At 71.6% G+C, this 22,343-nt stretch carries 24 protein-coding genes; 12 read left to right on the top strand and 12 right to left on the bottom strand.

Going from position 1 to position 22,343, the window contains the following annotated elements; genetic code table 11:
• Positions 1–40: 40 nt before the first annotated feature.
• Positions 41–1,756 (top strand): 4Fe-4S dicluster domain-containing protein, encoded by a 1,716-nt coding sequence (locus ACE7GA_RS03670; RefSeq protein WP_376100081.1) that lies wholly within the window; start codon positions 41–43, stop codon positions 1,754–1,756.
• Between the two features lie 7 nt (positions 1,757–1,763).
• Here ACE7GA_RS03670 and ACE7GA_RS03675 read toward each other — a convergent pair whose 3' ends face one another.
• Genes ACE7GA_RS03675 through ACE7GA_RS03690 form a run of 4 tightly spaced genes read right to left on the bottom strand, consistent with a single transcriptional unit; the run spans position 1,764 to position 4,814 of the window.
• Positions 1,764–1,925 (bottom strand): hypothetical protein, encoded by a 162-nt coding sequence (locus ACE7GA_RS03675; RefSeq protein ID WP_376095781.1) that lies wholly within the window; start codon positions 1,923–1,925, stop codon positions 1,764–1,766.
• Positions 1,883–2,473, bottom strand: coding sequence for an ATP-binding cassette domain-containing protein (locus ACE7GA_RS03680; RefSeq protein ID WP_376095784.1), 591 nt, complete (start codon positions 2,471–2,473; stop codon positions 1,883–1,885). Before ACE7GA_RS03680 ends, ACE7GA_RS03675 begins: the two co-directional genes overlap by 43 nt.
• Positions 2,473–3,648 (bottom strand): ABC transporter permease DevC, encoded by a 1,176-nt coding sequence (gene devC / locus ACE7GA_RS03685; RefSeq protein ID WP_376095787.1) that lies wholly within the window; start codon positions 3,646–3,648, stop codon positions 2,473–2,475. Before devC ends, ACE7GA_RS03680 begins: the two co-directional genes overlap by 1 nt.
• Positions 3,645–4,814 carry an HlyD family secretion protein gene (locus ACE7GA_RS03690; protein ID WP_376095790.1) on the bottom strand — a complete coding sequence of 390 codons (1,170 nt, stop codon included), beginning with the start codon at positions 4,812–4,814 and terminating at the stop codon, positions 3,645–3,647. The genes devC and ACE7GA_RS03690 overlap by 4 nt, the downstream gene beginning before the upstream one ends.
• 87 nt (positions 4,815–4,901) lie before the next feature.
• On the opposite strand from ACE7GA_RS03690, the gene ACE7GA_RS03695 reads away from it, so the two are divergent.
• Entirely contained in the window at positions 4,902–5,549 is a 648-nt protein-coding gene (locus tag ACE7GA_RS03695) for a TetR/AcrR family transcriptional regulator (RefSeq protein ID WP_376095793.1), read from the top strand.
• Here ACE7GA_RS03695 and ACE7GA_RS03700 read toward each other — a convergent pair.
• The 3 genes from ACE7GA_RS03700 to ACE7GA_RS03710 are packed head-to-tail and all read right to left on the bottom strand — an operon-like array spanning position 5,546 to position 7,134.
• Positions 5,546–6,319: an SDR family NAD(P)-dependent oxidoreductase gene (locus ACE7GA_RS03700; protein ID WP_376095796.1), complete on the bottom strand. Its 774-nt coding sequence runs from the start codon at positions 6,317–6,319 to the stop codon at positions 5,546–5,548. The two genes, ACE7GA_RS03695 and ACE7GA_RS03700, sit on opposite strands and share 4 nt — an antisense overlap.
• Before the next feature lie 58 nt (positions 6,320–6,377).
• On the bottom strand, positions 6,378–6,647 hold the full coding sequence (locus tag ACE7GA_RS03705; protein ID WP_376095799.1) for a hypothetical protein: 270 nt from the start codon (positions 6,645–6,647) through the stop codon (positions 6,378–6,380).
• A 4-nt stretch (positions 6,648–6,651) separates the two neighbouring features.
• Complete coding sequence (locus tag ACE7GA_RS03710) at positions 6,652–7,134, bottom strand: peroxiredoxin (protein ID WP_376095802.1); 483 nt, start codon at positions 7,132–7,134, stop codon at positions 6,652–6,654.
• 97 nt (positions 7,135–7,231) lie between these two features.
• Between ACE7GA_RS03710 and ACE7GA_RS03715 the strand changes: the two genes are divergently transcribed.
• Both ACE7GA_RS03715 and ACE7GA_RS03720 read left to right on the top strand, forming a co-directional pair.
• Positions 7,232–7,915, top strand: a complete 684-nt coding sequence (locus ACE7GA_RS03715; protein WP_376095805.1) for a YqgE/AlgH family protein — start codon at positions 7,232–7,234, stop codon at positions 7,913–7,915.
• A gap of 108 nt (positions 7,916–8,023) precedes the next feature.
• Complete coding sequence (locus tag ACE7GA_RS03720; RefSeq protein WP_376095808.1) at positions 8,024–8,743, top strand: DUF1003 domain-containing protein; 720 nt, start codon at positions 8,024–8,026, stop codon at positions 8,741–8,743.
• A gap of 8 nt (positions 8,744–8,751) precedes the next feature.
• Here the strand turns inward: ACE7GA_RS03720 and ACE7GA_RS03725 are convergent, their stop codons facing one another.
• Genes ACE7GA_RS03725 through aspS form a run of 3 tightly spaced genes read right to left on the bottom strand, consistent with a single transcriptional unit; the run spans position 8,752 to position 12,606 of the window.
• Complete coding sequence (locus ACE7GA_RS03725; protein WP_376095811.1) at positions 8,752–9,792, bottom strand: class I SAM-dependent methyltransferase; 1,041 nt, start codon at positions 9,790–9,792, stop codon at positions 8,752–8,754.
• A gap of 52 nt (positions 9,793–9,844) precedes the next feature.
• Entirely contained in the window at positions 9,845–10,726 is an 882-nt protein-coding gene (locus ACE7GA_RS03730; protein WP_376095814.1) for an EipB family protein, read from the bottom strand.
• Between the two features lie 29 nt (positions 10,727–10,755).
• Positions 10,756–12,606: an aspartate--tRNA ligase gene (gene aspS / locus ACE7GA_RS03735; protein ID WP_376095817.1), complete on the bottom strand. Its 1,851-nt coding sequence runs from the start codon at positions 12,604–12,606 to the stop codon at positions 10,756–10,758.
• Positions 12,607–12,737: 131 nt separating this feature from the next.
• On the opposite strand from aspS, the gene ACE7GA_RS03740 reads away from it, so the two are divergent.
• The 7 genes from ACE7GA_RS03740 (at position 12,738) to ACE7GA_RS03770 (ending at position 18,538) form a co-directional block, all read left to right on the top strand.
• On the top strand, positions 12,738–13,718 hold the full coding sequence (locus ACE7GA_RS03740; RefSeq protein WP_376095820.1) for an MBL fold metallo-hydrolase: 981 nt from the start codon (positions 12,738–12,740) through the stop codon (positions 13,716–13,718).
• Between the two features lies 1 nt (position 13,719).
• Positions 13,720–14,385: an SDR family NAD(P)-dependent oxidoreductase gene (locus ACE7GA_RS03745; protein ID WP_376095823.1), complete on the top strand. Its 666-nt coding sequence runs from the start codon at positions 13,720–13,722 to the stop codon at positions 14,383–14,385.
• 141 nt (positions 14,386–14,526) lie between these two features.
• Positions 14,527–15,540, top strand: coding sequence for an ABC transporter substrate-binding protein (locus tag ACE7GA_RS03750; protein ID WP_376095826.1), 1,014 nt, complete (start codon positions 14,527–14,529; stop codon positions 15,538–15,540).
• Between the two features lie 99 nt (positions 15,541–15,639).
• Complete coding sequence (locus ACE7GA_RS03755) at positions 15,640–16,371, top strand: patatin-like phospholipase family protein (RefSeq protein WP_376095829.1); 732 nt, start codon at positions 15,640–15,642, stop codon at positions 16,369–16,371.
• Between the two features lie 17 nt (positions 16,372–16,388).
• The gene (locus tag ACE7GA_RS03760) at positions 16,389–16,652 is read left to right on the top strand and encodes a hypothetical protein (RefSeq protein WP_376095832.1); all 264 of its coding nucleotides are present in this window, start codon (positions 16,389–16,391) and stop codon (positions 16,650–16,652) included.
• A gap of 52 nt (positions 16,653–16,704) precedes the next feature.
• Positions 16,705–17,673, top strand: a complete 969-nt coding sequence (locus tag ACE7GA_RS03765; protein ID WP_376095835.1) for an NAD(P)/FAD-dependent oxidoreductase — start codon at positions 16,705–16,707, stop codon at positions 17,671–17,673.
• Between the two features lie 13 nt (positions 17,674–17,686).
• Entirely contained in the window at positions 17,687–18,538 is an 852-nt protein-coding gene (locus ACE7GA_RS03770; protein WP_376100083.1) for a gamma-glutamyl-gamma-aminobutyrate hydrolase family protein, read from the top strand.
• On the opposite strand, the gene ACE7GA_RS03775 is transcribed toward ACE7GA_RS03770, so the two are convergent.
• Complete coding sequence (locus ACE7GA_RS03775; protein WP_376095838.1) at positions 18,535–20,115, bottom strand: ABC transporter substrate-binding protein; 1,581 nt, start codon at positions 20,113–20,115, stop codon at positions 18,535–18,537. The two genes, ACE7GA_RS03770 and ACE7GA_RS03775, sit on opposite strands and share 4 nt — an antisense overlap.
• A 230-nt stretch (positions 20,116–20,345) precedes the next feature.
• On the opposite strand from ACE7GA_RS03775, the gene ACE7GA_RS03780 reads away from it, so the two are divergent.
• A complete protein-coding gene (locus tag ACE7GA_RS03780; protein WP_376095841.1) occupies positions 20,346–21,812 on the top strand; it encodes an amidohydrolase family protein in 1,467 nt (488 codons plus the stop codon).
• 16 nt (positions 21,813–21,828) lie between these two features.
• Here the strand turns inward: ACE7GA_RS03780 and ACE7GA_RS03785 are convergent, their stop codons facing one another.
• Positions 21,829–22,293 (bottom strand): MarR family winged helix-turn-helix transcriptional regulator, encoded by a 465-nt coding sequence (locus ACE7GA_RS03785; RefSeq protein WP_376095843.1) that lies wholly within the window; start codon positions 22,291–22,293, stop codon positions 21,829–21,831.
• Positions 22,294–22,343: the final 50 nt, after the last annotated feature.

The following is a 22,343-nucleotide window of genomic DNA, read 5'->3' on the forward strand; positions in this document are numbered from 1 at the left end:
CACCCCGGGACTACATGGCGAACAGAACGTGACAGGGGAGATGCGCGTGGCCGAGGAAGGCATCGAGCGCGAGAGCATGGAGTTCGACGTGCTGATCGTCGGCGGGGGTCCCGCCGGCCTGGCCGCGGCCATCCGCCTGAAGCAGCTGAACCCCGAAACCAATGTCTGCCTCATCGAGAAGGGCGGCGAGATCGGCGCGCACATCCTCTCCGGCGCCGTGCTGGAACCTCGCGCGCTGGATGAATTGATCCCCGACTGGCGCGACGATCCGCCGGCGCTGGCGACCGCCGCGACGGAAGACAAGTTCATGCTGCTGACGGAGACGCGGGCGATCCGCCTGCCGAACCCGCCGCAGATGCACAACATCGGCAACTACGTCGTCTCGCTCGGCAACGTATGCCGGTGGCTCGGCGTCAAAGCCGAGGCGCTGGGCGTCGAGATGTATCCGGGCTTCGCGGCGTCCGACCTCGTCGTCGAGGACAACGTCGTGAAGGGCGTCGTCGCCGGCGTCATGGGGATCGGCAAGGACAGCGAGCCCGGGCCGGACTACCAGCCGGGGATGGAGCTCCGCGCGACCTACACGCTGTTCGCGGAGGGCTGCCGCGGGTCGCTGTCGCAGCGGCTGATGAAGCTCTACGGGCTGCGGGAAGGCGCGCTGCCGCAGACCTACGCCCTCGGCGTGAAGGAGTTGTGGGAAATCCCCAGGGAGCGCCACAAGCCGGGCTTCGTGTGGCACTCCGTGGGCTGGCCGCTGCCGGCATCCGTGTACGGCGGCTCCTGGCTCTACATGCTTGGCGAGAACCTCGTCTCCATCGGCTTCGTCGTGGGGCTGGACTACCCCAACCCCTGGATGTCGCCCTTCGACGAGTTCCAGCGCTTCAAGACGCACCCCGCCGTGCGCGGCTTCCTGGAAGGCGGCAAGCGCATCGGCTACGGCGCCCGCGCGCTGAACGAGGGCGGCATCCAGGCCGTGCCGAAACTGGTCTTCCCGGGCGGCATGCTGATCGGCGACGGCGCGGGCTTCCTCAACGTGCCGAAGATCAAGGGCACGCATACCGCGATGAAGAGCGGGATGGTCGCGGCGGAAGCCGTCAGCGCGGCCCTGGCCGGCGAGGCGCCACCGCCGGTGCTCGACGCATATCCGGAGGCGCTGAAGCAGTCCTGGGTGTGGAGCGAATTGCAGTCGGTGCGCAACATCCGCCCGGGCTTCGCGAAGTACGGCTTCGTCGGCGGCATGGTTTCCGCGGCGCTGGAGACCTACGTCTTTCGCGGCAAGGCGCCCTGGACCTACAAGCACCACGAGGACCACGAGACGCTGCGGCCCGCGTCCGGGATGCCAAAGATTGCCTACCCCAAGCCCGACGGCGTGCTGACCTTCGACCGCCTGTCCTCCGTGTTCCTGTCGAACACGAACCACGAGGAGAACCAGCCCGCGCACCTGGTGCTTCGCGATCCCGGGCGCTGGCGGGCCATCAACTTCGACCGCTTCGCCTCGCCCGAGAGCCGCTACTGCCCTGCCGCGGTCTATGAGGCCGTCGGCCCCGACGCGGAGCGCGAGCTGCGCGGCACGCCGGACCCGGAGGCGGCGACGGACGGCGAAGGATCGGTGGAGGCTGGCAACGCAGGCGCGAAGCTCGTCATCAACGCGCAGAACTGCGTCCACTGCAAAACCTGCGACATCAAGGACCCGACGCAGAACATCGACTGGCGCACGCCAGAAGGCGGCGGCGGCCCGAACTACATCGGCGGCATGTAGCGCCGCGTCACGCTTCGGCACCCGCCGCCACGCGCTCGGCGGGTGCCTCGTCGCGCGTGAGCCGACCGTCCTCCAGCGTCACGATCCGGTCCGCGAGCTCCAGGATGCGGTTGTCGTGCGTCACCATCAGCGTGGTGGTGCCGCGTTCGCGGCCCAGGGCGCGCAGCATCTCCACGACCTGCCGGCCGGACTCCTGTCCAGCGCCGCCGTGGGCTCGTCGGCGAAGACGATGTCGGGGTTGCCGACCAGGGCGCGCGCAACGGCGACGCGCTGCTTCTGCCCGCCGGAGAGATTGGCCGGCAGGTAGTTCAGCCGGTCGCCGAGGCCGACGAGGCGGAGCAGGTGCGCTGCCGCCTCGTCCGCGCCGGCGAGATGGCCGTGCACGTCGGCGCCCATGCGGACGTTCTGCGACGCTGTCAGGCTTTCGTGCAGGTTGTGCGCCTGGAAGATGAAGCCGAGGCGGCGCCGTGCCTCGACCCTCTCCTCCTCGCCCGCGCCGGACAATTCGTGGCCGAGCACGCGGACGCTGCCCTCCTGCACCTCCCGCAGGCATCCGAGCAGCGTCAGCAGCGTCGTCTTCCCGGATCCGGACGCGCCCATCAGGATCACCAACTGGCCGCGCGGGATGGTCAGTTCGACGTCGAAGAGAACCTGACGCCGAGCCTCTCCCTCGCCGAAGGCATGGGACAGGCCGCGGACCTGGATCGCGGGTTCCATCAGAACAGGTCCGCTGGCTGCGCGCGGGCGAGCCGCCGCGTCGCGATGGCGCCGGAGACCGTGCACATCGCCACCGTCCCCACGAAGACCGCGACAAGCCGGAACGCATCCATTGCGACGGGCAGGCCGGTGGCAGCCTGGACCAGCAGGTAGAAGCCGGCCGCGATCGTGCTGCCGGGGATGAAGCCCAGCAGGGCCAGGATCACCGCCTCCTCGAACACGATGGAGAGGAAGAAGCGCTGCCGGTAGCCGATCGCCTTGAAGGTCGCATACTCCTTGAGGTGGTCGGCGACGTCGGTGGACAGCACCTGGTAGACGATGACGACCCCGACCAGCGCGCCCATGACGATCCCGAAGCCGAAGACGATGCCGACGGGCTTCTGGGTGGTCTGGAAGGCCTGGTCCTTCGCCACGGCCTGCGACACGGTGCGCATGACGACGTCGTCCTCCGTGATCGCCGCGCGCAGCCGCCCGGCGAGCATGGGCGGGTCCAGCCCCGGCTCGCCGCGCACGAGGATGAGGTTCGGCGCGCCGGACTGCCGGTTCGGGAACAGGCGGAGGAAGGTCTGGTCGGAGACGACGAGGTACCCGTCCGCCCCGAAGCCGCCGCCAACCGAGAAGGTGCCGACGATGTCCATCGCCCGCGACACTGCCTCGATCCGGTAGGGACGGCCGGCCGCGATGTCCCGGAACAGCGCCGCGGGGACGTTGCGCGTGCCGCTGTCGATCAGCGCCGTGTCGCCCATCGTCAGCGCCATGCGCCCGGCCTCTACGCCCGGCAGCCGGAAGGCACGGTCGCGCGGGTCGGTGCCGAACACGTCGAGGGTGCGGACCGTCCCGTCCGGCTGCTTCCAGTCCAGGCGGCCGTAATGCAGCGCCGTCGCACCGGCGACGCCGGGAACGGCCAGCGCCGCCCACATGCGCTGCCGCGGCAGGGGGCTGCCGTCCTGCAACGTGTTGGCGTCGGAGGCGAGGATCAGCACGTCCGCGTCCAGCGCGTCGTAGGGCAGCCGGATCGTCGAGATCAGCGCGCCGAGGAAGCCGAGTTGCATGAAGACGAGCACGTTCGCGAAGGCGACGCCCGCCAGCGCCGCCGCGAGACGCCCGCGGTTGTGCACCAGTTGAAGCCACCCGATCGGCAGCCGGCCGAGCAGGCGCGAGAGCAGCGCGGTCACGGTGCGCCGCCCGTGGCGAAGCGCGCGGTGACCTGCAGGTTCGGCAGGCGGGCCGCGAGGGCCTTCGACCGGTCGTCCAGTTCCACCGTGACCCGGGCCACGCGGGAATCGGTGTTCGCCGCGGGGCTGGCATCCACGATGGACTGCCGAAGGATCTCCATGCCGATGCGGGACACCGTGCCGTGCAGATGTTCGCCCAGGGCGGCTGCCGTCAGCGTCACCGGCAGGCCCGGGCGCAGGTCCCGCAGGAAGTTCTCGTAGACCTCGACTTCCGCGATCATGTCGTCGAGGGTCGCGAAGCTCATCAGGCCCGTCGTCTGACCCGGGCGTTCCCCGACGCGCGCCTGGATGGTCAGCACCGTTCCGGCAAAGGGGGCGAGGATGCGCGCCTTGGCAAGGTCGGCCCGGGTGCTCTCCACCTGGGCGCGGAGGGCCTCGGCTTCCCGTCGCGCCACGACCACGTCGGCCTGCTGGTCGAGGTCCGGCACGTCGGTGCGGATCAGCGCCGCACGCGCACGGGCCACGTCCTGCACGGACTGGTCGTAGGCGACGCGGCGCTGGTCCACGACCTGCTGCGTGGAGGCGCCGCGGTCGAGCAGCGAGAGCGCGCGGTCCAGGTCCCGGCGGTTCGCTGCGATGGCGGCCTCGGCTCGGGCCAGGTTGGCCCGCGCTTCCTCGCGCGTGGCCTCCACGTTGATCCTGGTCTGGCGAAGCGCGGCCTCGCGGGACGCCAAGTTGGCCCCGGCCACGGCGAGGGCCGCGCGCAGGCTCGGCTCGCTGTCCAGCACGGCGAGGGTCGCGCCGGCCTCCACGCGGTCCCCCTCGGCGACCGGCAGGGCGGCGATCCGCGCGTCGCCGGCGCCGAAGGGTGGGGCGATGGTCACGATCCGGCTGCGCGGCAGGACTCGGCCGAGGCCAACGATCGTGCCGGGCATCGGGCGCGCGGCGACCGGGCCTTCCGGCATACGCAGCGGCACGGGGTCGCGCGGCGCACGGTTCAGCAGGAACCACGCCACGCACCCCGCCACGGCCAGGACGGCCAGTGCGGGGACGGTCCAGCGCCGGCGCGACCGGCGAAGACCCCGCGGCCGGGCCGGGCCGCCCTCTCGCCGCACCAGGGGCAGCGGCAGGGCCGGGGCTTGTTCCAGGGTCGTCGTCGCGGGCATGACCGACCTCCAATCCGACGCGAAAGGCAGCCGGCAATTGTTGACCGCCAGGTCATTATCAGGTCAACGCGCGGGATGGTCAAGATAATGACCGAAGGGTCATCAGTCTCGCGTGACGCGCCTGCCCGCGTTCGCCGCAAGGACGACCGCCCCGGCGAGATCATCGCCGCCGGCCTCGCCGTCTTCGGCGAACACGGCTTCGAGCGCGCGCGTATGGAGGACGTGGCCCGCCGCGCCGGCGTCGCGAAGGGGACGGTCTTCCGCTACTTCCCGACGAAGGAAGCGCTGTTCGAGGCCGCGCTGATCTCCCGCATCTCCCCGGTCTTCGACGGTCTCGCCGCCATGGTGGAACGGCCCGACGCGTCGGCCCGCGAACTCCTCGGGAACGCGCTGGATGCGATCTATGCGCAGATCGCACGGCCCGAACTCTCGGCGCTGATGCGCGCGATCATCGCGGAGGGACCGCGCTTCCCCGCCATCCTTGAGAGCTACCACCGCCTCTCCATCTCCCGCGGCCAGGCCGTGCTGGCGCGGATCGTGGAGCGGGGGATCGAGTCCGGGGAGATGCGGCGGGGCGCGGTGGCCGATCTGCCGATGATCATCATGGCGCCGGCCATCATGACGCTGATCTGGCAGGCGACCTTCGGCCTCGTGCAGCCGGTGCCGCCCGAGCGCTTCAAGGCGGCGCACTTGGAGCTGCTCGACGGGCTCCTGGCTCGGCCGGCCGGCCCTTAAGCGCCGCCCCAGTTCATCGTCAGCCCGCCATCCATCGTCCATGTCTGCCCCGTCGCGTAATCCGCATCGGGCGAGGCGAGGAAGACGGCGAGCGCCGCGATCTCCTCCGGCTTCCCGGCGCGGTGCAGCGGGATCTCCTGGAAGGACGCCTCCCGCTTCACCGGGTCGTTGATGCGGTCCGCGGTCATCGGCGTGTCGATCATGCCCGGCGCGATGCCCATGACGTTGATCCGGTCCGGCGCCAGCTCGACGGACAGCGACCGTGTCAGCGATCCGAGCCCCGCCTTCGACATGCCGTAGGGCGCGCTCTCCGCCGTCGGCAGGTACTGCGCGACGGAGGAGATGTTGATGATCTTCCCCTCCCCGCCCGCCAGTTGCCGCTGGCGCACGAAGGCCCGGCAGCACCAGAGCGGCCCGAAGAGGTTCGTGCGGATCACCAGTTCCGCGACCGCCGTGTCCATCGCGGCGACCGGCATCTTCCCGTCCATGCCCTTGCCCGCGTTGTTCACGAGGATGTCCGGGCGGCCGAAGGCTTCGGCGATTCGGCCGAAGGCCGCGTCCACCGCGTCCGGATCGGTCACGTCGAGTTGCAGCGGGATGGCGCGGCGCCCGGCCCCTTCCACCATCGCCCGGGTCTCGCCCGCGCCGGCCTCGTCGGAATGGTATGTGACCGCGACGTCCGCGCCGTCCCGCGCGAAGGCCACCGCGATCGCCCGGCCGATGCCGGAATCGGCCCCGGTCACGATTGCCACCTTGTCCTTGAGCCGCATGGTCCCGTCCCCGCCGGTCATCCGGCGGCGTAGCGCGCCCCGGCGGGAACGGTTGCCGTCAGCGGCGGCCGAGGCCGCGCAGGTTCGCCCGGACACAGTCGCGGGCCGGGGCAGCGGCCGCCGCGAGGACCGCCATCGCGTCGGCCCCGTGCATGGCCGCGAGCCCGGCATCGAACCAGCCCTCGGCGAAGGCGCGGCCCTTCTCCAGGGCCATGTCGCCGAGCGTTTCCGCTGCATCGGCCGGCGCCTGGAACATCAGTTCCATGCTGCGCACGGAGAAGACCCAACCCGCTTCCCAGGCGAAGAGTCCCCAGGTGACGGGGTCCATCGGATCAGAGCTTCGCGAGGATCGCGTCGGCCGACGAGACCTCGAAGGCACCCGGCTCCTCGATGGCCAGGTGCGTGACCTTCCCGTCCTTCGCGATAAGGGCGAAGCGCTTGGTGCGGACGCCCAGCCCCCGCGCCGTCAGGTCCATGTCGAGGCCCAGCGCCTTCGTGAAGGCCGCGGCGCCGTCCGCCAGCATGACGACCGTGTCCTCCACGTGTTGGTCGCGTGCCCAGGCCTGCATCACGAAGGCGTCGTTCACCGCCATGCAGGCGACCGTCGTCACGCCCTTGGCCTTCAGCGCCTCGGCCTGCTGCACGAAGCCCGGCAGGTGCTTCGCCGAACAGGTCGGGGTGAAGGCGCCGGGAACGCCGAAGAGGACCGCGGTGCCGGACCGGAACAGTTCGCCGGTGTCCACTTCCTTCGGTCCCTCGGCCGAGGCCTGCATGATCTTCATGGAGGGGATGGAATCGCCGGTCTGGATGGTCATCGGGGCCTCGGGTCTGGGGTTCGTTCACGCATCGTCCCGGTGCGCGCGGCTGTCAATGCGGGTTGCGGCAACGGGTTCACGCGGCCATCTTCGCGGGATGGCCCGTCGCGTGAAGGACAAGGTACCGCCGCCCCCGCCGCCCCTCGACGACGAGGCGGAGGAGGGCGAGTCGAACCCGATGACCTTCGCCGCGGCCCGCGCGCCGATGCAGGTCACGGTGGGCGAAGGCTGGCTGGCCGGCCAAGTCCTCATCGCCACCCCGTCCATGGGCGACCCGCGCTTCGCGCGCTCCGTCATCTGCATCTGTGCCCATTCGTCGGAAGGCGCGATGGGCATCGTGCTGAACCGCGCGATCGAGAACCTGACCTTCGACGACCTGCTGAAGCAGCTGGACGTGGAGCCGCACCCGCCGCAGCGCCGCATCCCGCTCCATGCCGGCGGCCCGGTCGAAGGCGGCCGCGGCTTCGTGCTGCACACGGGCGACTGGTCCAGCGAAGGCTCCCTGCCCGTCGAGGGCGGCTACGCCCTGACGGCCAGCGTGGACATCCTCAAGGCCATCGCCGGCGGCGGCGGCCCGCGCCACGGCCTCCTCGCCCTGGGCTATGCCGGCTGGGGCCCGGGGCAGCTCGAGGGCGAGTTCAACGCCAATGCGTGGCTGACCGTGCCGGCCGACGAGGCCATCCTCTTTGAGGAGGAAGCGCAGGACGCGAAGTGGCGCCGGGCGCTCGCCAAGCTGAGGGTAGACCCGCTCCTGCTCGTGGACGCCGCCGGGCGCGCCTGATCGCAACCCGGCGCTGCGGCGGCTTGCCAGGCCCCGTCGCCCTGCGCTCATGATGCGCCGGGCGAACGCACCGCCCCCCTTCGCCTCCCATCCCAGGAACGCCCCGGCATGTCAGAGCTGGACGCCGGCCCCGACGCCGCGACGACCAAGCGGCAGCGCTGCGCCATCACCGGCGAGGAGCGGTCCCGCAGGGACCTGCTCCCCCTTGACAGCCTCCGCCCCGGGCTCATCGAGCTGATCCGACACGACCACCCCGACCTGGCGGACGACGCGCAGATCGGCCGGAGCACCGTCAACGAATACCGCAGCCGTTACGTCGAGGACCTGCTGCGCGCCGAGCACGGCGAATTCACCGAGCTCGACCGTCAGGTGACGGAAAGCATCGCCCGCCAGGACACCATCGCCGCGAATACCGAGGACGAGTTCGAGGAGAAGCGCAGCTTCGGGCAGCGCGTCTCGGACGGCCTCGCCTCCTTCGGCGGCTCCTGGGCCTTCCTCATCTCCTTCGCGGCGTTCCTAGGCGGCTGGATCGGCATCGCGCTGCTGGGCGGGCAGCAGGGCTTCGACCCCTATCCCTTCATCCTGCTGAACCTCGTCCTCTCGACCATCGCGGCGATCCAGGCGCCGATCATCATGATGAGCCAGAACCGGCAGGAGGCGAAGGACAGGCTGCGCTCGTTCAACGACTACCGCGTGAACCTGAAGGCCGAGCTGGAGGTTCGGCACCTGCACGAGAAGCTGGACTACCTCGCGACGAAGCAGTGGCAGCGCATGATGGATATCCAGCGCCTGCAGATCGAACTCCTGCAGGAAGCGCGGCGGCGGTAGGGCCGGCGTCAGCGCTTCCGGAACAGGACGGTCGCCTCCATCAGGAGGTCCGTCCGGAAATCCTCCGAGAAGTAGTCCTGGTCGTAGCGCCGGACGATGTCCCAGGCCCAAGCCGGCATCATCGCCGCGTCGTCCGGGTCCAGCCCCCGCCAGCCCTTCAGGATATAGCGCAGCATCGAGCGGAACGGCTCCGGGCTGCCGCGCCCGCCCATCGGCATGACGACCAGTTCCGCCCCCGCCTCGTCCGCGAATCGCTCGAGGGTAGAGCGCGGGAAGAGCCACTTGTCGTCCAGGTCGCGCCAGCCCGGCAGCCCGTCGCGCTTGATCTGGAGCGTCCACTCCACCGAGATCTCGGCGAGCCAGGTGAGCGCAGGCGACTGGAACTCCCGCACCGCCGCGTCCTGGCAGAGGTCGCGGATCACCAGGCGGAGCATGGCGTAGCCCGCCTCCATCGGCTCGAAGAAAACGGCCCAGCCGCCGGGCTTCAGCACGCGCATCGCCGCCTGCACGAGCAGGCCCGGCTCAGCGAGGTGGTGCAGGATCGCAGACCCCATGACGAGGTCGGCGACGCCATCGAGGAGATAGGGCTTGTGCGCGTCCAGCGCGACGGGAACGCAGCGCTCCCGTTCCCCGCGCGCCACCAGCAGGCGGTGCAGGATCGCCAGCAGGTTCGGGCTGATGTCCGACGCCACGACCTTCGCCTGCGGGAACAGCTGGAGCAGGGGCAGCGTCGCGTTCCCGAAGCCGCAGCCGTATTCCACGATCGTCCCGGCGTCCCGCACCCCCGCGCGGTCCAGCGCGGCGCGGAGCGGGTGCATCCAGTCGTCGAAGTCCTGGTGCCGCTCGTAATAGGCCTCGGCGTTGTCGAGGAAGGTCGCGGTCGCGCCGGGGCGCGCGGCACCGATCTCCGGCCGGGGTGTGAGCACGCCGGCGAAGCGCGGGTCCTCCTGCGCGCCGAGGTCCACGAGCTCGGCCGTGAAGAGGTCTCCGGGGAAGGCCCCCGGACCATCTGGAAGTGTCGGGGCCGCGGTCGGGATCACGTCGGACATGGCGCGATCGTCTGCCCCGGGCAAGCGGCCCAAGGCAAGCGCCCCGGCCGGGTCAGCAGCCGCCCGGCACGGCCTCCAGAGTCTCCAGCCGCCCGTTCACGGAGAACTCGCCGAAGTCCATGTTCATCTCGTCCGCCACACCGTTCGCGTAGTAGCGCAGCCCGACCTCGTATTCCGGCGATGACGCGCCGCCGCCGTTGTTCTGGTCGCGGCCGAAAAAGGCGATCCGCATCCGCCCGCTCTCCTGGTTCGCGAGCAGAGGGAAGCGCGGGGTCGGCATGGCCTCGCGCTGCCAGCCCAGCAGGGTTGTCGTGCTGTCCTGCGCTCCGTCCTCCGACGTTCCGTCCATCAGGGGGGCCTGCAGGATCCGGCGGCCGGCGCGGGCGGCCTCGATCGCGCGGATCGTGTGGACCATCGGCAGGAGCGTCCCGGCGGGAAGCTGCTCCGTCCGCGCGGCCGGGCTGTCGTAGCGGGCGGTGCCGCTGCCGTCCGGGTTCAGCTCGGCCTCGCCGACGATGCGATTGGTGACCGCGCCGTTGCTCGCCTGGGTCATGGAGTAGCGCAGGCGCCGGCCGTCCTTCGACTCCCAGGTCGCGTAGTCCGACGCGGTCTCCAGCACCTGGCCGTCCCGGTCCTGCATCCGCAGGGTCAGGCGCTGGCGGCTGGCCCAGCCGTCGCAGGCGTCCAGCACCTCGAAGAGCATCACGCCCTCGGCCCGCGCCACGTCGGAGTTGTCCCGCGCCCGGTCGAACGTCAGGGCATAGGCCGCGCGGTGGGCCGCCATGGCCTCGGTGCCCGGGATCGCGTTGACGTGCGGGGCCGCCGACGGGGCCGGGCTTCCGGCTGGGGCCCCGGCCGGGGCCGGCTTGTCCTGGGCCAGGACGGTGCCCGCGAGGGCCGAGAGCGCGACGGTGGCAGCGAGGAGGTGACGCATCGAAGGACCTTCCGGGATTGCCCGAAGACTTAGGGCGTCCCGACCGGGCTTGCACCCTTCGTCGCGCTTCCGGCCGTCACGGCCCCTTGGGCGGGCGCTGCGGCCGGCTTGGCCGGGGGCAGGTCGGGCTTGATGTGCAGTTCCTTCCACCGGCCCGGCTCGACCGTGGAGGGGGCGCCCATCATCAGGTCCTCCCCCTGCTGGTTCATCGGGTACATGTTCACTTCGCGGAGGTTCTTCTCCTCGGCCAGCAGCATCACGATCCGGTCAATGCCCGCGGCCATGCCGCCGTGCGGCGGGGCGCCGTAGCGGAAGGCGTTGAGCATGCCGCCGAACCGCTCCTCCACGGCTTCCGGCGGGTAGCCCGCGATGCCGAAGGCGCGGACCATGATCTCCGCCTTGTGGTTCCGGATCGCGCCGGAGGCCATCTCGTAGCCGTTGCAGACGATGTCGTACTGGAAGGCGGGGATCGTCAGCGGGTCTTTCGTATTCAGGGCTTCGAGTTCGCCCTGCGGCATGGAGAAGGGGTTGTGGGAGAAGTCCACGCGCCCCGTCTCCTCGTTCAGCTCGTACATCGGGAAGTCCACGATCCAGCAGAAGCGGAAGGCGTCCTTCTCGATCAGGTCGAGCTCCGAGCCGAGGCGGGTGCGGACGGTGCCGGCGAACTTCGCCGCGTCCTCCTCCTTCCCCGCCGCGAAGAAGACCGCGTCGCCGGGCTTCAAGCCGCAGGCCTCACGGATGGCTTCGACGCGGTCGGCCTGGAGGTTCTTCGCGATCGGGCCCTTCGCGCCCTCGGCGTCGAAGGCGATGTAGCCGAGGCCACCGGCGCCCTGGGCGCGGGCCCATTCGTTCAGCTTGTCGAAGAAGGACCGCGGCTGGCCCGCCGAGCCCGGTGCCGGGATGGCCCGCACCACGCCGCCGCCCGCGACGATCTTGGCGAAGAGGCCGAAGCCGGACTCCGCGAACTGCGCGGTCACGTCGCGGATCACCAGCGGGTTCCGCAAATCCGGCTTGTCCGATCCGTAGTCCAGCATCGCCTGGGCGTAGGGGATGCGGCGCCAGGGGCTGACATCCACCGCGCGGCCGTCGGCGAACTGCTCGAAGGTCCCGCGGACGACCGGCTCCATCGTCGCGAAGACGTCGTCCTGCGTGACGAAGGACATCTCCACGTCCAACTGGTAGAACATCAGCGTGCGGTCCGCCCGCCCTGCCTCGTCGCGGAAGCACGGCGCGATCTGGAAATAGCGGTCGAAGCCCGCGACCATCGTCAGCTGCTTGAACTGCTGCGGCGCCTGCGGCAGCGCGTAGAACTTGCCGGGATGCAGACGCGCGGGGACGAGGAAGTCGCGCGCACCCTCCGGCGAGGAACTCGTCAGGATCGGCGTCTGGAACTCGTTGAAGCCGGCGGCGATCATCCGTTCCCGGATGTCGTGGATGACCTTCGCGCGGAGGATCATGTTCCGCTGCAGCCGTTCGCGGCGCAGGTCCAGGAACCGGTAGCGCAGCCGCATTTCTTCAGGTGCATCGTCGTCCACGGCCACCTGGAAAGGCAGCAAGTCGGCAACGGACTGCACGACGAGGTGATTCACCCGCAGCTCCACCTCGCCCGTCGGCAGGCGCGGGTTCACGGTGGATGGCTCGCGCCGCACGACCTCGCCGGTCACGGTGATGACGCTCTCCGGCCGCAGCCCCTCCGCCGTGTCGAAGACCGCGGAGCCGGTGGGGATGACGCACTGGGTCAGCCCGTAATGGTCCCGCAGGTCCACGAAGAGCAGCCCGCCATGGTCCCGCTTGCGGTGGACCCAGCCGGAAAGGCGGACGGTCTGGCCGGCATCGGCGGCGCGGAGGGCACCGCAGGTGTGGGTGCGGTAGGCGTGCATGGGGGTTCTCGGAACCGATCGGTCGGGGGCGGGAGCGGCAGAGGGGGCCGGGGGGGCGCCCCTGTCAACCCTGTGGACAAGCGGCGGACCGTCCCGCACATGGCGCCGGATCGTTCCCGGGGGACCCCACGATGTCCGGCTTTGCCAGCACCAAGGACCTGTCCGACAAGACCATTTCCTTCGAGGAACTGGCCCCCGGCCTCTACGGCTACACGGCGGAGGGCGACCCCAACTCCGGCGTCGTCATCGGCGACGACAGCGTGCTGGTGGTGGACGCCCAGGCCACCCCGATCATGGCGCGCGACGTCATCGCCCGGATCCGGGCGGTGACGGACAAGCCCATCCGTCACGTCGTCCTGACCCACTACCACGCGGTACGCGTCCTCGGCGCCAGCGGCTACGAGGGGGCAGAGGTCATCGCCTCCGATGCCACGCGCGACCTGATCGTGGAGCGCGGGCAGCAGGACATGGACAGCGAGATCGGCCGCTTCCCCCGCCTGTTCCGGGGCCGGGAGAGCGTGCCCGGCCTGACCTGGCCCAACGTCACCTTCCACGCGCGGATGACCCTCTGGCTCGGGAAGCGAGAGGTCCAGATCATCCACATCGGCCGGTCTCACACCGCCGGCGACACCGTGGTCTGGCTGCCGAAGGAACGCGTCCTCTTCGCCGGAGACACGGTGGAGTATGGTGCGACGCCCTATTGCGGCGACGCCCACTTCACCGACTGGCCCGCGACGCTGGAGGCCGTCCGCGCCCTCGGCGCCGAGGCTCTGGTCCCCGGCCGCGGCAAATCCCTGACGTCCCGCGCCGAGGTCGAGGACGGCATCGCCGGCACCGCCTCCTTCACCGCCGACCTCTTCGCCATCGCGAAGCGCTGCGCCGCCGAGGGCCGCGACCTCCACGCCACTTACGCCGAGGCGATGGCCGCGATGCGCCCGAAATACGGACACTGGGTCATCTTCGAGCACTGCATGCCCTTCAACGTTTCCCGCGCTTTCGACGAGGCGAAGGGCCTCGACCACCCGCGCATCTGGACCGCCGAGCGGGACCTGGAGATGTGGCGGGCGCTGGAGGGCAACGCGCCCGTGAAGTCGGCGGAGGTCCATTCCTGACATGCCCGATGCCCTGATCGTCGGCGCCGGGCAGGGCCTCTCCGCCTCTCTCGCGCGCACCCTGGCCGCCGCCGGGCATCGCGTCGCGCTCGCGGCGCGGAACATCGAAAAGCTCGGCGCGATCGCGGCGGAAACCGGCGCCACCCTGCACGCTTGCGACGCCGCGGACCCCGCCGCCGTCGCCGCGCTCTTCGCGGCCCTGGACGCCGAGGGTCGCTCCCCGGAGGTCGTAACCTACAACGCCTCGTACCGCGTCCGCGGCCCCGTGGCGGAACTGGAGCCGGAGGCCGTACGGCGTACGCTGGAGGTCTCGGCCTTCGGCGCCTTCCTCGTCGCGCAGCAGGCCGCGCGGCGGATGCTCCCCCGCGGCACCGGCGCTATCCTGCTGACCGGCGCCTCCGCCGGCGTGAAGGGCTATCCGAACTCCGCCCCCTTCGCGATGGGCAAGTTCGCGCTGCGCGGCCTGGCCGAGAGCCTCGCGCGCGAACTGCACCCCAAGGGCATCCATGTCTGCCACTTCGTGATCGACGGCGGCATCGCCTCGGCATCGCGGCCGGATCCGGGGAACGATTCACTCCTGCACCCCGGCGCGATCGCCGAGACCTACATGGCCGTCCTGCGCCAGCCCCGCTCGGTCTGGTCGCATGAGGTTGCGGTGCGGCCCTGAACGGAGACGTTCTGAGGGCACCGCGACCTCCCGGCGCCGGCGGCCGCCGACGGAAACGCATCCGGCGCTTGGCCGCGCGTCGCGGCAGGCCCTAGCCTTTCCCGCGGCGCCGCCCCGAGACGCGGCACGCGGAGGAACCCCATGCCCGACCCGACCCGCCGCGTCCTCCTCGCTGGCCTCAGCGCGTCCCTCGCCGTGTCCGCCTTGGCCCAAGGCACGACGACGGGCGACCTCCGCCCCGTCGAGGTCATCGTCTTCCCCGGCGGCTTCAACTGGCCGATCTGGGTCGCGCAGGAGAAGGGCTTCTTCGCCCGCCACGGCATTCGCGTGAACGTCACGCCCACGCCGAACTCCGTCTTCCAGCTGACGCACCTCATCGACGGCCGCTTCGACGTGGCGATGACCGCCGTGGACAACGTCATCGCCTACATGGAGGGCCAGGGCGAGGGCCCGACGCAGCGCCCGTCCGACCTCGCCGTCTTCGTCGGCGGCGACAACGGCTTCCTGAAACTCGTCACCGTGCCGGAGGTCGCCCGCTTCGAGGACCTGCGTGGCAAGGACCTCTCGGTGGACGCGCTGACCACCGGCTACGCCTTCGTCCTGCGCAAGCTCCTCCAGCAGAACGGCCTGCGGGACGAGGACGTGCGCTACGTCCGCGCCGGCGGCGTGCTCCAGCGGTTCGAGGCTCTGCTGGCGAAGCAGCACGCGGGCACCATGCTCATCTCCCCCTTCGAGGCGCTGGCGGAGGCGCGCGGCTTCCGCGTCCTCGCCGATGCGGCAGGCGCCTTCGGCCACTACCAGGGCCTGGTCGGCGCGGCGCGGCGGGAATGGCTGGCGTCCCACAAGGCCGAGGCGGTCGGCTACATCCGCGGCACGATCGACGCCCTGGCCTGGCTCTACGACCCGTCCAACCGCGCCGAGGCGCAGGAGATCCTGCGCAAGAACGTCCCGACCATGTCGCCCCAGGTCGCCGAGGCCTCCGCCCGTATCCTCCTTCACCCCACGGGTGGCTTCGAGCGCCGCGCGGCTGTGGACGTGGAGGGCATCCGCACCGTCCTCGCCCTGCGGTCGGAGTTCGGACCGCCCGGGACGCGCCTGACCGATCCGATGAAGTACCTCGACCTGTCCCACTACCGCGAAGCCGCTCCGGGCTGACCCGGTAGCCCCGCGCCGGCAGGGGTCACCAGGTTTCGGCCGACCGGCCGGCAACCGTTCGGGCCCGCGGCGCTTCTTGGGCGCGACGCCCGGATTCCCATGACCCAACGCACCACCGCCCTCGTCCTCTCGGGCGGCCTCTCGCTCGGCGCCTATCATGCAGGGGCCTATGCCGCCCTGGCCGAAGCGGGCGGCCCCCTGCCCGACCACGTCGCGGGCTGCTCGATCGGCGCCGTGACGGCCGCGGTGCTGGCCGGCAGCGCGCCCGAGGACCGCGTCGCGGCGCTGCGGCGCCTCTGGGACGCCCTGACCGATGCGCTGCCCGACCTCCCCGGCGCGCCCATCCCGCTCGCCCGCGCCCTCACCTGGTCGGCGGCCGCGCGCACCGGACTGTTCGGCCGGCCCGGCCTGTTCCGGCCGCGGCTCAACCTGCCCTCCGACCCCTTCCCCGGCCTCTACGACCTGTCGCCGCTCCATCGCTTCCTGGCGGAGACCGTGGACTTCGGCCGGCTGAACGGCGGCGACATCCGCGTCAGCCTCGCCGCCACCGACCTCGTATCAGGTGAGCGCGTGACCTGGGACACGGCGCGTGGCGACCGGATCGGGCCGGACCACGTCGTGGCCTCCTGCGCTCTCCTGCCCCTCTTCGCGCCCCTGGCGGTGGAGGGCCGGCTGCTCGGTGACGGCGGGCTGTCCTGCAATCTCCCGCTCGACCTCGTCCTCGGGGCCCCGCCGCCGGGCGACCTGCTCGTCATCGCGAGCGACCTCTTCCCCGCGCCGGGGCGCGGCCCTCGGGCCTGCTCGGCGCCGTGGCGCGGGCAGGCGACTTGATCTTCGGCAACCAGAGCATGCTGCTGCTCGACCACGCGCGGCGCGAACACGCCCTCCGCGCCCGCATCGCCGAACTGGGCGGGGAGCGGGCGGGGGACGTGACGATCCTCCTCCTCGGCTACCATCCCGGACCGGGAGAGGAGGGGCCGCAGAAGGGGTTCGATTATGCCGCGCGCGCCCTCTCCGCCCACTGGGCGGCGGGCGAGCGGGACCTCGGCGCGACCCTCCCGGCGCTGGCCATCCCGTCGGGTGGCTTCGCCGTGCACGCGACCCCCGGCTGATGCGCGGGGATCACGCCGCCTGCCAGGCAGCGCGCGGCAGGAGGACCGCGGCATGACCTTCACCACGGGCCCGACCCACGATCCGGAGGAGGCACTGGACGCGCTGGTCATCGGCGGCGGTCCCGCGGGGCTGACGGCCGCGCTCTACCTCGCCCGCTTCGGCCGCCGCTTCGCCCTGGTGGACGAAGGCGACCCGCGCGCCGCCTGGATCCCGACGAGCCACAACATCCCCTTCTTCGCCGAGGGCATCGGCGGCGCCGAGATCCTGGGCCGCGCGCGCGACCATGCCGGGCGCTACGGGGCGGTGCCGCTCCGTGGTTCCGTCACCGCGCTGACGAAGGAGGCAGGCGGTTTCACCGCGCACGTCGAGGCGGAGGGCGCGCCGAGCCACCTCCGCGCCCGCCGCGTGCTGCTGGCGACCGGCGCGCAGGACGTGGAACCCGACCTCCCCGACCTGCAAGGCGCGATCCGCCGCGGCCTGATCCGCTACTGCCCGATCTGCGACGGCTACGAGGCGCGGGGCCGCCGGATCGGCGTCGTCGGCCACGGTACGCGCGGCCTCGGCGAGGCCGTCTTCATCGCCCGAACCTATTCCGGCGATGTCACGCTGATGACGCTCGGCAAGTCCCTGGACCTGACGGAGGAGGATCGGCGCCGGATCGCGGAGCACCGCATCCGCGTGGTGGAGGAACCCGTCGCCGCGCTGGAGATTGAAGGCGACCGCATCGCCGCGGTGCAGGCCGGCGGCGCGCGGCACGGCTTCGACGTCCTCTATTCCGCTCTCGGCCTGACGCTGCGCTCCGGCCTCGCGACCGCGCTCGGCGCCGAGCACGACGACGCCGGCGCCCTGATCGTGGACGACCACAACCAGACCACCGTCCCCGGCCTCTACGCCGCCGGCGCCATCGTGCGCGGCCTGGACCAGGTGGTCGTCGCGATGGGCCACGCCGCCGTCGCCGCCACCGCCATCCACAACCGCTGCGAGATCCCGACCGAGGACGAGCCGGAGAACCGCACGTGACTCGGCCTTTCCGATTCCTCGTCGCCGAGAGCGAGATGCCGGCGGCGCGCGAGGCCCGGCGGGCGAGCGTCGGGCGCAGCAGCGGCGAGACCTACCTCGACACCCTCCGCACGCTCGTTCCCGGCGCCACGCTCGACCTGATCCGGCCCGCGGAGGACGGGACGGAGGCGCCAGACCGCGCGGGGCTGGAAGGCTACGACGCCGTCTTCCTCACGGGTTCCCCGCTGCATGTGTACGAGGATCGCCGGAGGTCCGGCGGCAGGTCGCCTTCATGCGCGCCGTCTTCGCCTCGGGCACCCCTGCCTTCGGTTCCTGCGCCGGCCTGCAGGTCGCGACGGCCGCCGCCGGCGGAACGGTCCGGTCCAACCGGCGAGGCTATGAGGCAGGCTTCGCACGGCGGATCACGCGGACGGAGGCGGGGACCGCCCACCCGCTGCTGGACGGGCGCCCGCGCGCCTGGGACGCCCCCGCCATCCATTCCGACGAGGTGGACCGCCTTCCCGACGGCGCGACCGCCCTCGCCGGCAACCGCGTCACCTCCGTGCAGGCCGCAGAGATCCGGCACGGAGGCGGCGTCTTCTGGGGCGTGCAGTACCATCCGGAACTGCCGCTCTCCGACATCGCGGCCGCGCTGCGGCGCCAGGTGGACGACCTGAGGGAGTCAGGGCTCGCACTCGACGAACGGGCGGTGGAGACCTACGCCGCGCGGGTCGCGGCCCTGCACCACGACCCCGCGCGGCGCGACGTGGCGTGGCAACTCGGCCTGGACGAACAGGTGGCCGATCCCGCTCGGCGCAGCATCGAACTGCGCAACTTCGTCGAGCATCTGGTCAAGCCGACCCGCAGCGCACGGGGACGCGCCTAGCCCCGCCGCACGTTCCAGAAGGCTGACATGCCGACAGGGAAGCCGCCCAGGCTCCGGTGGTGCGCCATCACCCGGAAGTACTGCCCGATCGGCGCGTATGGCACGTCCTGCCAGAACTGCACCTGGATCGCCTCGGCGATCTGCCGCTGCGACGCCTCGTCCGGCGCGACCATCCAGTCCTGCCGAAGCGCCTCCAGCCGGGGGCTGTCCGGCCAGCCGAACCAGGCGCCCGCCCCGTTCGCGCGAAGGCCCAGATGCGCCACCGGGTCCAGCACGCCGCCGGAGGAGAAGCCGGAGACGAAGGCCGACCAGCCCCCGCGCTCCACCGGTTCCCGTGACGCGCGGCGGGTCGTCACGCTGCCCCAATCCGCGCCATAGACGTCCACCGTCATCCCGGCGCGGCGGAACAGGTCGGCCGCGACCTCGCACTGGGCCTTGATCAGCGGGAAGTCGTTGGGCTGCAGGAGAAGCACCTTCTCCCCGCGGTATCCCGCCGCGGCGAGCTCGCGTCGCACCTTCGCCATGTCGCGTGGCCCCGTCAGAACCTCCATCCCCGCTTCGCTCGCCATCGGCGTGCCTGGCAGGAAGACGCCGGCGCGGTCGCTCCAGGTGGATCGGTCCTCACCGAAGGCGGCGGTCATGAAGGCTGCCTGGTCCACGCCGCCGAGGATCGCGCGGCGCACGCCCGGGTTGTCGAAGGGCGGATGCAGGTGGTTGAGGCGCAGCGTCGAGAGCGAGGACTCCTCCGTCACCGCCACCGTCACGTCCCGCCGTCGGCGCAGGAGGGGGAGGAGATCGGGGGGTGCATATTCCAGCCAGTCCACCTCGCCCTGCTGCAAGGCGGCCGCGGCCGTCGCGGGATCCGGCAGGATGTGCCACTCCACGCGCTCGATGTTCGCGACCTTCGGCCCGGCCGTCCGGCTGGCCGCGCCGTCCGGCCGGGGCACGTAGCCCGCGAAGCGTTCGTAGGCGAGGCGAGCGCCGGAGACCCGCTCGGCCGAGAGGAAGCGAAAGGGACCGCTGCCCACCACCTCCGGCACCGGGCGCGCGGGATCGAGGCTCGCCAGCCGCTCCGGCATCATCGCGGGCATCGGCGAAGTCACCTTGCCCAGCGCGCGCGGCAGCAGGGGGAAGGGACGCCTCAGGCGGAAGCGAATGGTGCGGTCGTCCGGCGCCGACAGCTCGTCCGTCGCAGCCATCAACTCGCCGCCGAAATTGTCGCGTGCCCACCATCGGCGGATGGACGCGACGCAGTCGCGCGCCCGCACCGGCTCCCCGTCGTGGAAGCGCAGGCCTTCCCGCAGGGTCAGGTTCCACTCGCGCCCATCGGCCGAGATCACGTGCCCCGCCACCATCTGCGGCTGCACGCGGTACTCCGCGTCCGTGGCGTAGAGCGTGTCGAAGACCGCCATGCCGTGCACCAGCGTGACCGTCGCCGTCGTCACCACGGGGTCGAGCACCGCGACATCCGCCTGTGGCACGAAGCGCACGGTCCGGGACGCCGCGCTCTGCGCACCGACAATCCGCGGCGCGGCCAGGGCGCCGGCCGTGCCGAGGAAGAGGTGGCGGCGGCGCATCGTGCAGCATCTCCGGACGGGTTGGGCGCAGCGTTCCGCAGCGGAACCGGTAGAGTCAAACCTCGCGTGCATGGCGTCGCGTGCGTGGCATCGCGTGCGTGGCCCGCTTGGCGGACCCGGCGTCCCGCCGCATCCTCATCCCATCGGGCTCATCCCATCGGGCTCATCCCATCGGGCTCATCCCATCGGGCTCATCTCATCGGGCTCATCTCATCGGGAAGGACGGCACCATGGCCCTCCGCTGTGACCTCATCATCCGGGACGCCACGCTGATCGACGGCACGGGCGGGCCGAGGCGGCGGGCCGATGTCGGCGTGAAAGGGGACCGGATCACCGCCATCGGTGATCTCGGCGGCCTGTCCGCGGACCGGGAGGTCATGGCGGAAGGCCGTGTCGTCTCGCCCGGCTTCATCGACGCCCATACGCATGACGACCAGGCCGTGCTCTGTGGCCCGGCCTGCATGCTCTGCAAGACGTCGCAGGGGGTCACGACAGTGGTCGTGGGGAATTGCGGGATCTCCCTCGCGCCCGTGCCGATGGCCGAGCGACCGCCGCCGCCGCTCGACGGCGTCTGCGCGCCGGACTGGTGGATCTTCGACTCCTTCGCCGCCTATGCGGACCGGCTGCGGACCAACCCGTCCTCCGTCAACACCCTCGCCCTCATCGGCCACATGTCGCTCCGCGTCGGCGCCATGGGCCGCGACCTCGACCGCCCCGCGACGGACGGGGAGGCGGAGCGGATGCGCGCGATGCTGGCGCAGGCGCTCGCGGAGGGCGCCGCGGGCTTCTCCACCGGCCTCTTCTACCCGCCGAGCAAGCACGCGCCGACCGACGAGGTCATCGCGGTCTCCGAAGCCCTGCGCGGGACCGGCGGCCTCTACGTGACGCACATGCGGGACGAGGCGGACCATGTGCTGGACAGCATCGAGGAGACGGTGAGGATCGGGCGCGCCGTGGGTGTGCCCGTCGTCATCTCCCACCACAAATGCGCGCAGCCCGAGAACCATGGCCGGTCCCGCGAGACGCTGCCGCTGATCGAGCGGCACGCGGCGGACTGGCCCGTCGCCTTCGACATGTATCCCTACACCGCCTCCTCCACCTCGCTCGGCGCACGCAAGCCGCGCCCGGACGTGAAGGTGACGGTGACGACCTCCGTCCCGCACCCGGAAGCCGCGGGGCGCGACCTGTTCGAACTCGCGGCCGAATGGGGCGTGACGGCGGAGGAGGCGGCGGCGCGGCTGATGCCCGGCGGCGGCGTCTTCCACAACATGGCGGAGGAGGACATCCGCCGCATCATGGCCCACCCGCTTTCCATGATCGGCAGCGATGGCGGGCCGTTGGCGAAGCACCCGCATCCCCGGCTCTGGGGCACCTTCCCACGGGTGCTGGGGACCTACAGCCGCGACCTCGGCCTGCTCGACCTGGAGACGGCGGTGCACAAGATGACGTGCCGCACCGCCGTGGTCTTCGGCATCCCCGACCGGGGCGTGCTGCGGGAGGGCGCCTTCGCCGACCTCGTCCTCTTCGACGCCGCGACCGTGCGCGACCGCGCGACCTTCACCGAGCCGAAGCAGGTCGCCGACGGCATCGTCGAGACCTGGGTGAACGGGCAGTCCGTCTACACCCACGCTGCTGGCGCGAGCGACACGCCGGCCGGGCGGCTTCTGCGGCGGGAGGCGGCCCGGCGCGCCGCCTGACGGCCCGCGGCGCGGATCAGGCCGCGCCGCTCAGCGCCCGCGCCCGCTCGCCGATCTTGCCGAGGATTCGGTCCAGCGCGGCCTGCTCCTCCTCCGTCAGCCCGGCCGCGAGGGCCGCGTGCAGGTCGCGCGCGAGCGGCACGATGGCCCGGTAGGTCGCCTCACCCTGTTCCGTCAGCGACAGCAGATGCGCCCGCGCATCGGCCGGGTCCGCCTGCCGCGCCAGCAGGCCCTTGTCCGCAAGCCGGATGGCGGCGCGCGACACCTTCACCCGGTCCATTCCCGTCCGCTCGATGACCTCCTGCGTCGCGCGCGGCGGCGCCTCGCCGACCACGGCCATCACCCGCCATTCGGGGATGGAAAGGCCGAACCGCTCCTCGTAGCGCTGCGCAAAGAGGCGTGAGACCGCCTCCGTCACGACGGAAAGCCGGTAGGGGAGGAAGTCACCGAGGATGAGGGGTTGGCGGGCCGTGCTTTTCATCTCATATGAGATGATATAATCGTTCCCGCCCGGCCGCCAGCCCGAGCCAG

The organism is Roseomonas sp. CCTCC AB2023176, assembly GCF_042259275.1.
Taxonomy (GTDB): Bacteria; Pseudomonadota; Alphaproteobacteria; order Acetobacterales; family Acetobacteraceae; genus Roseomonas.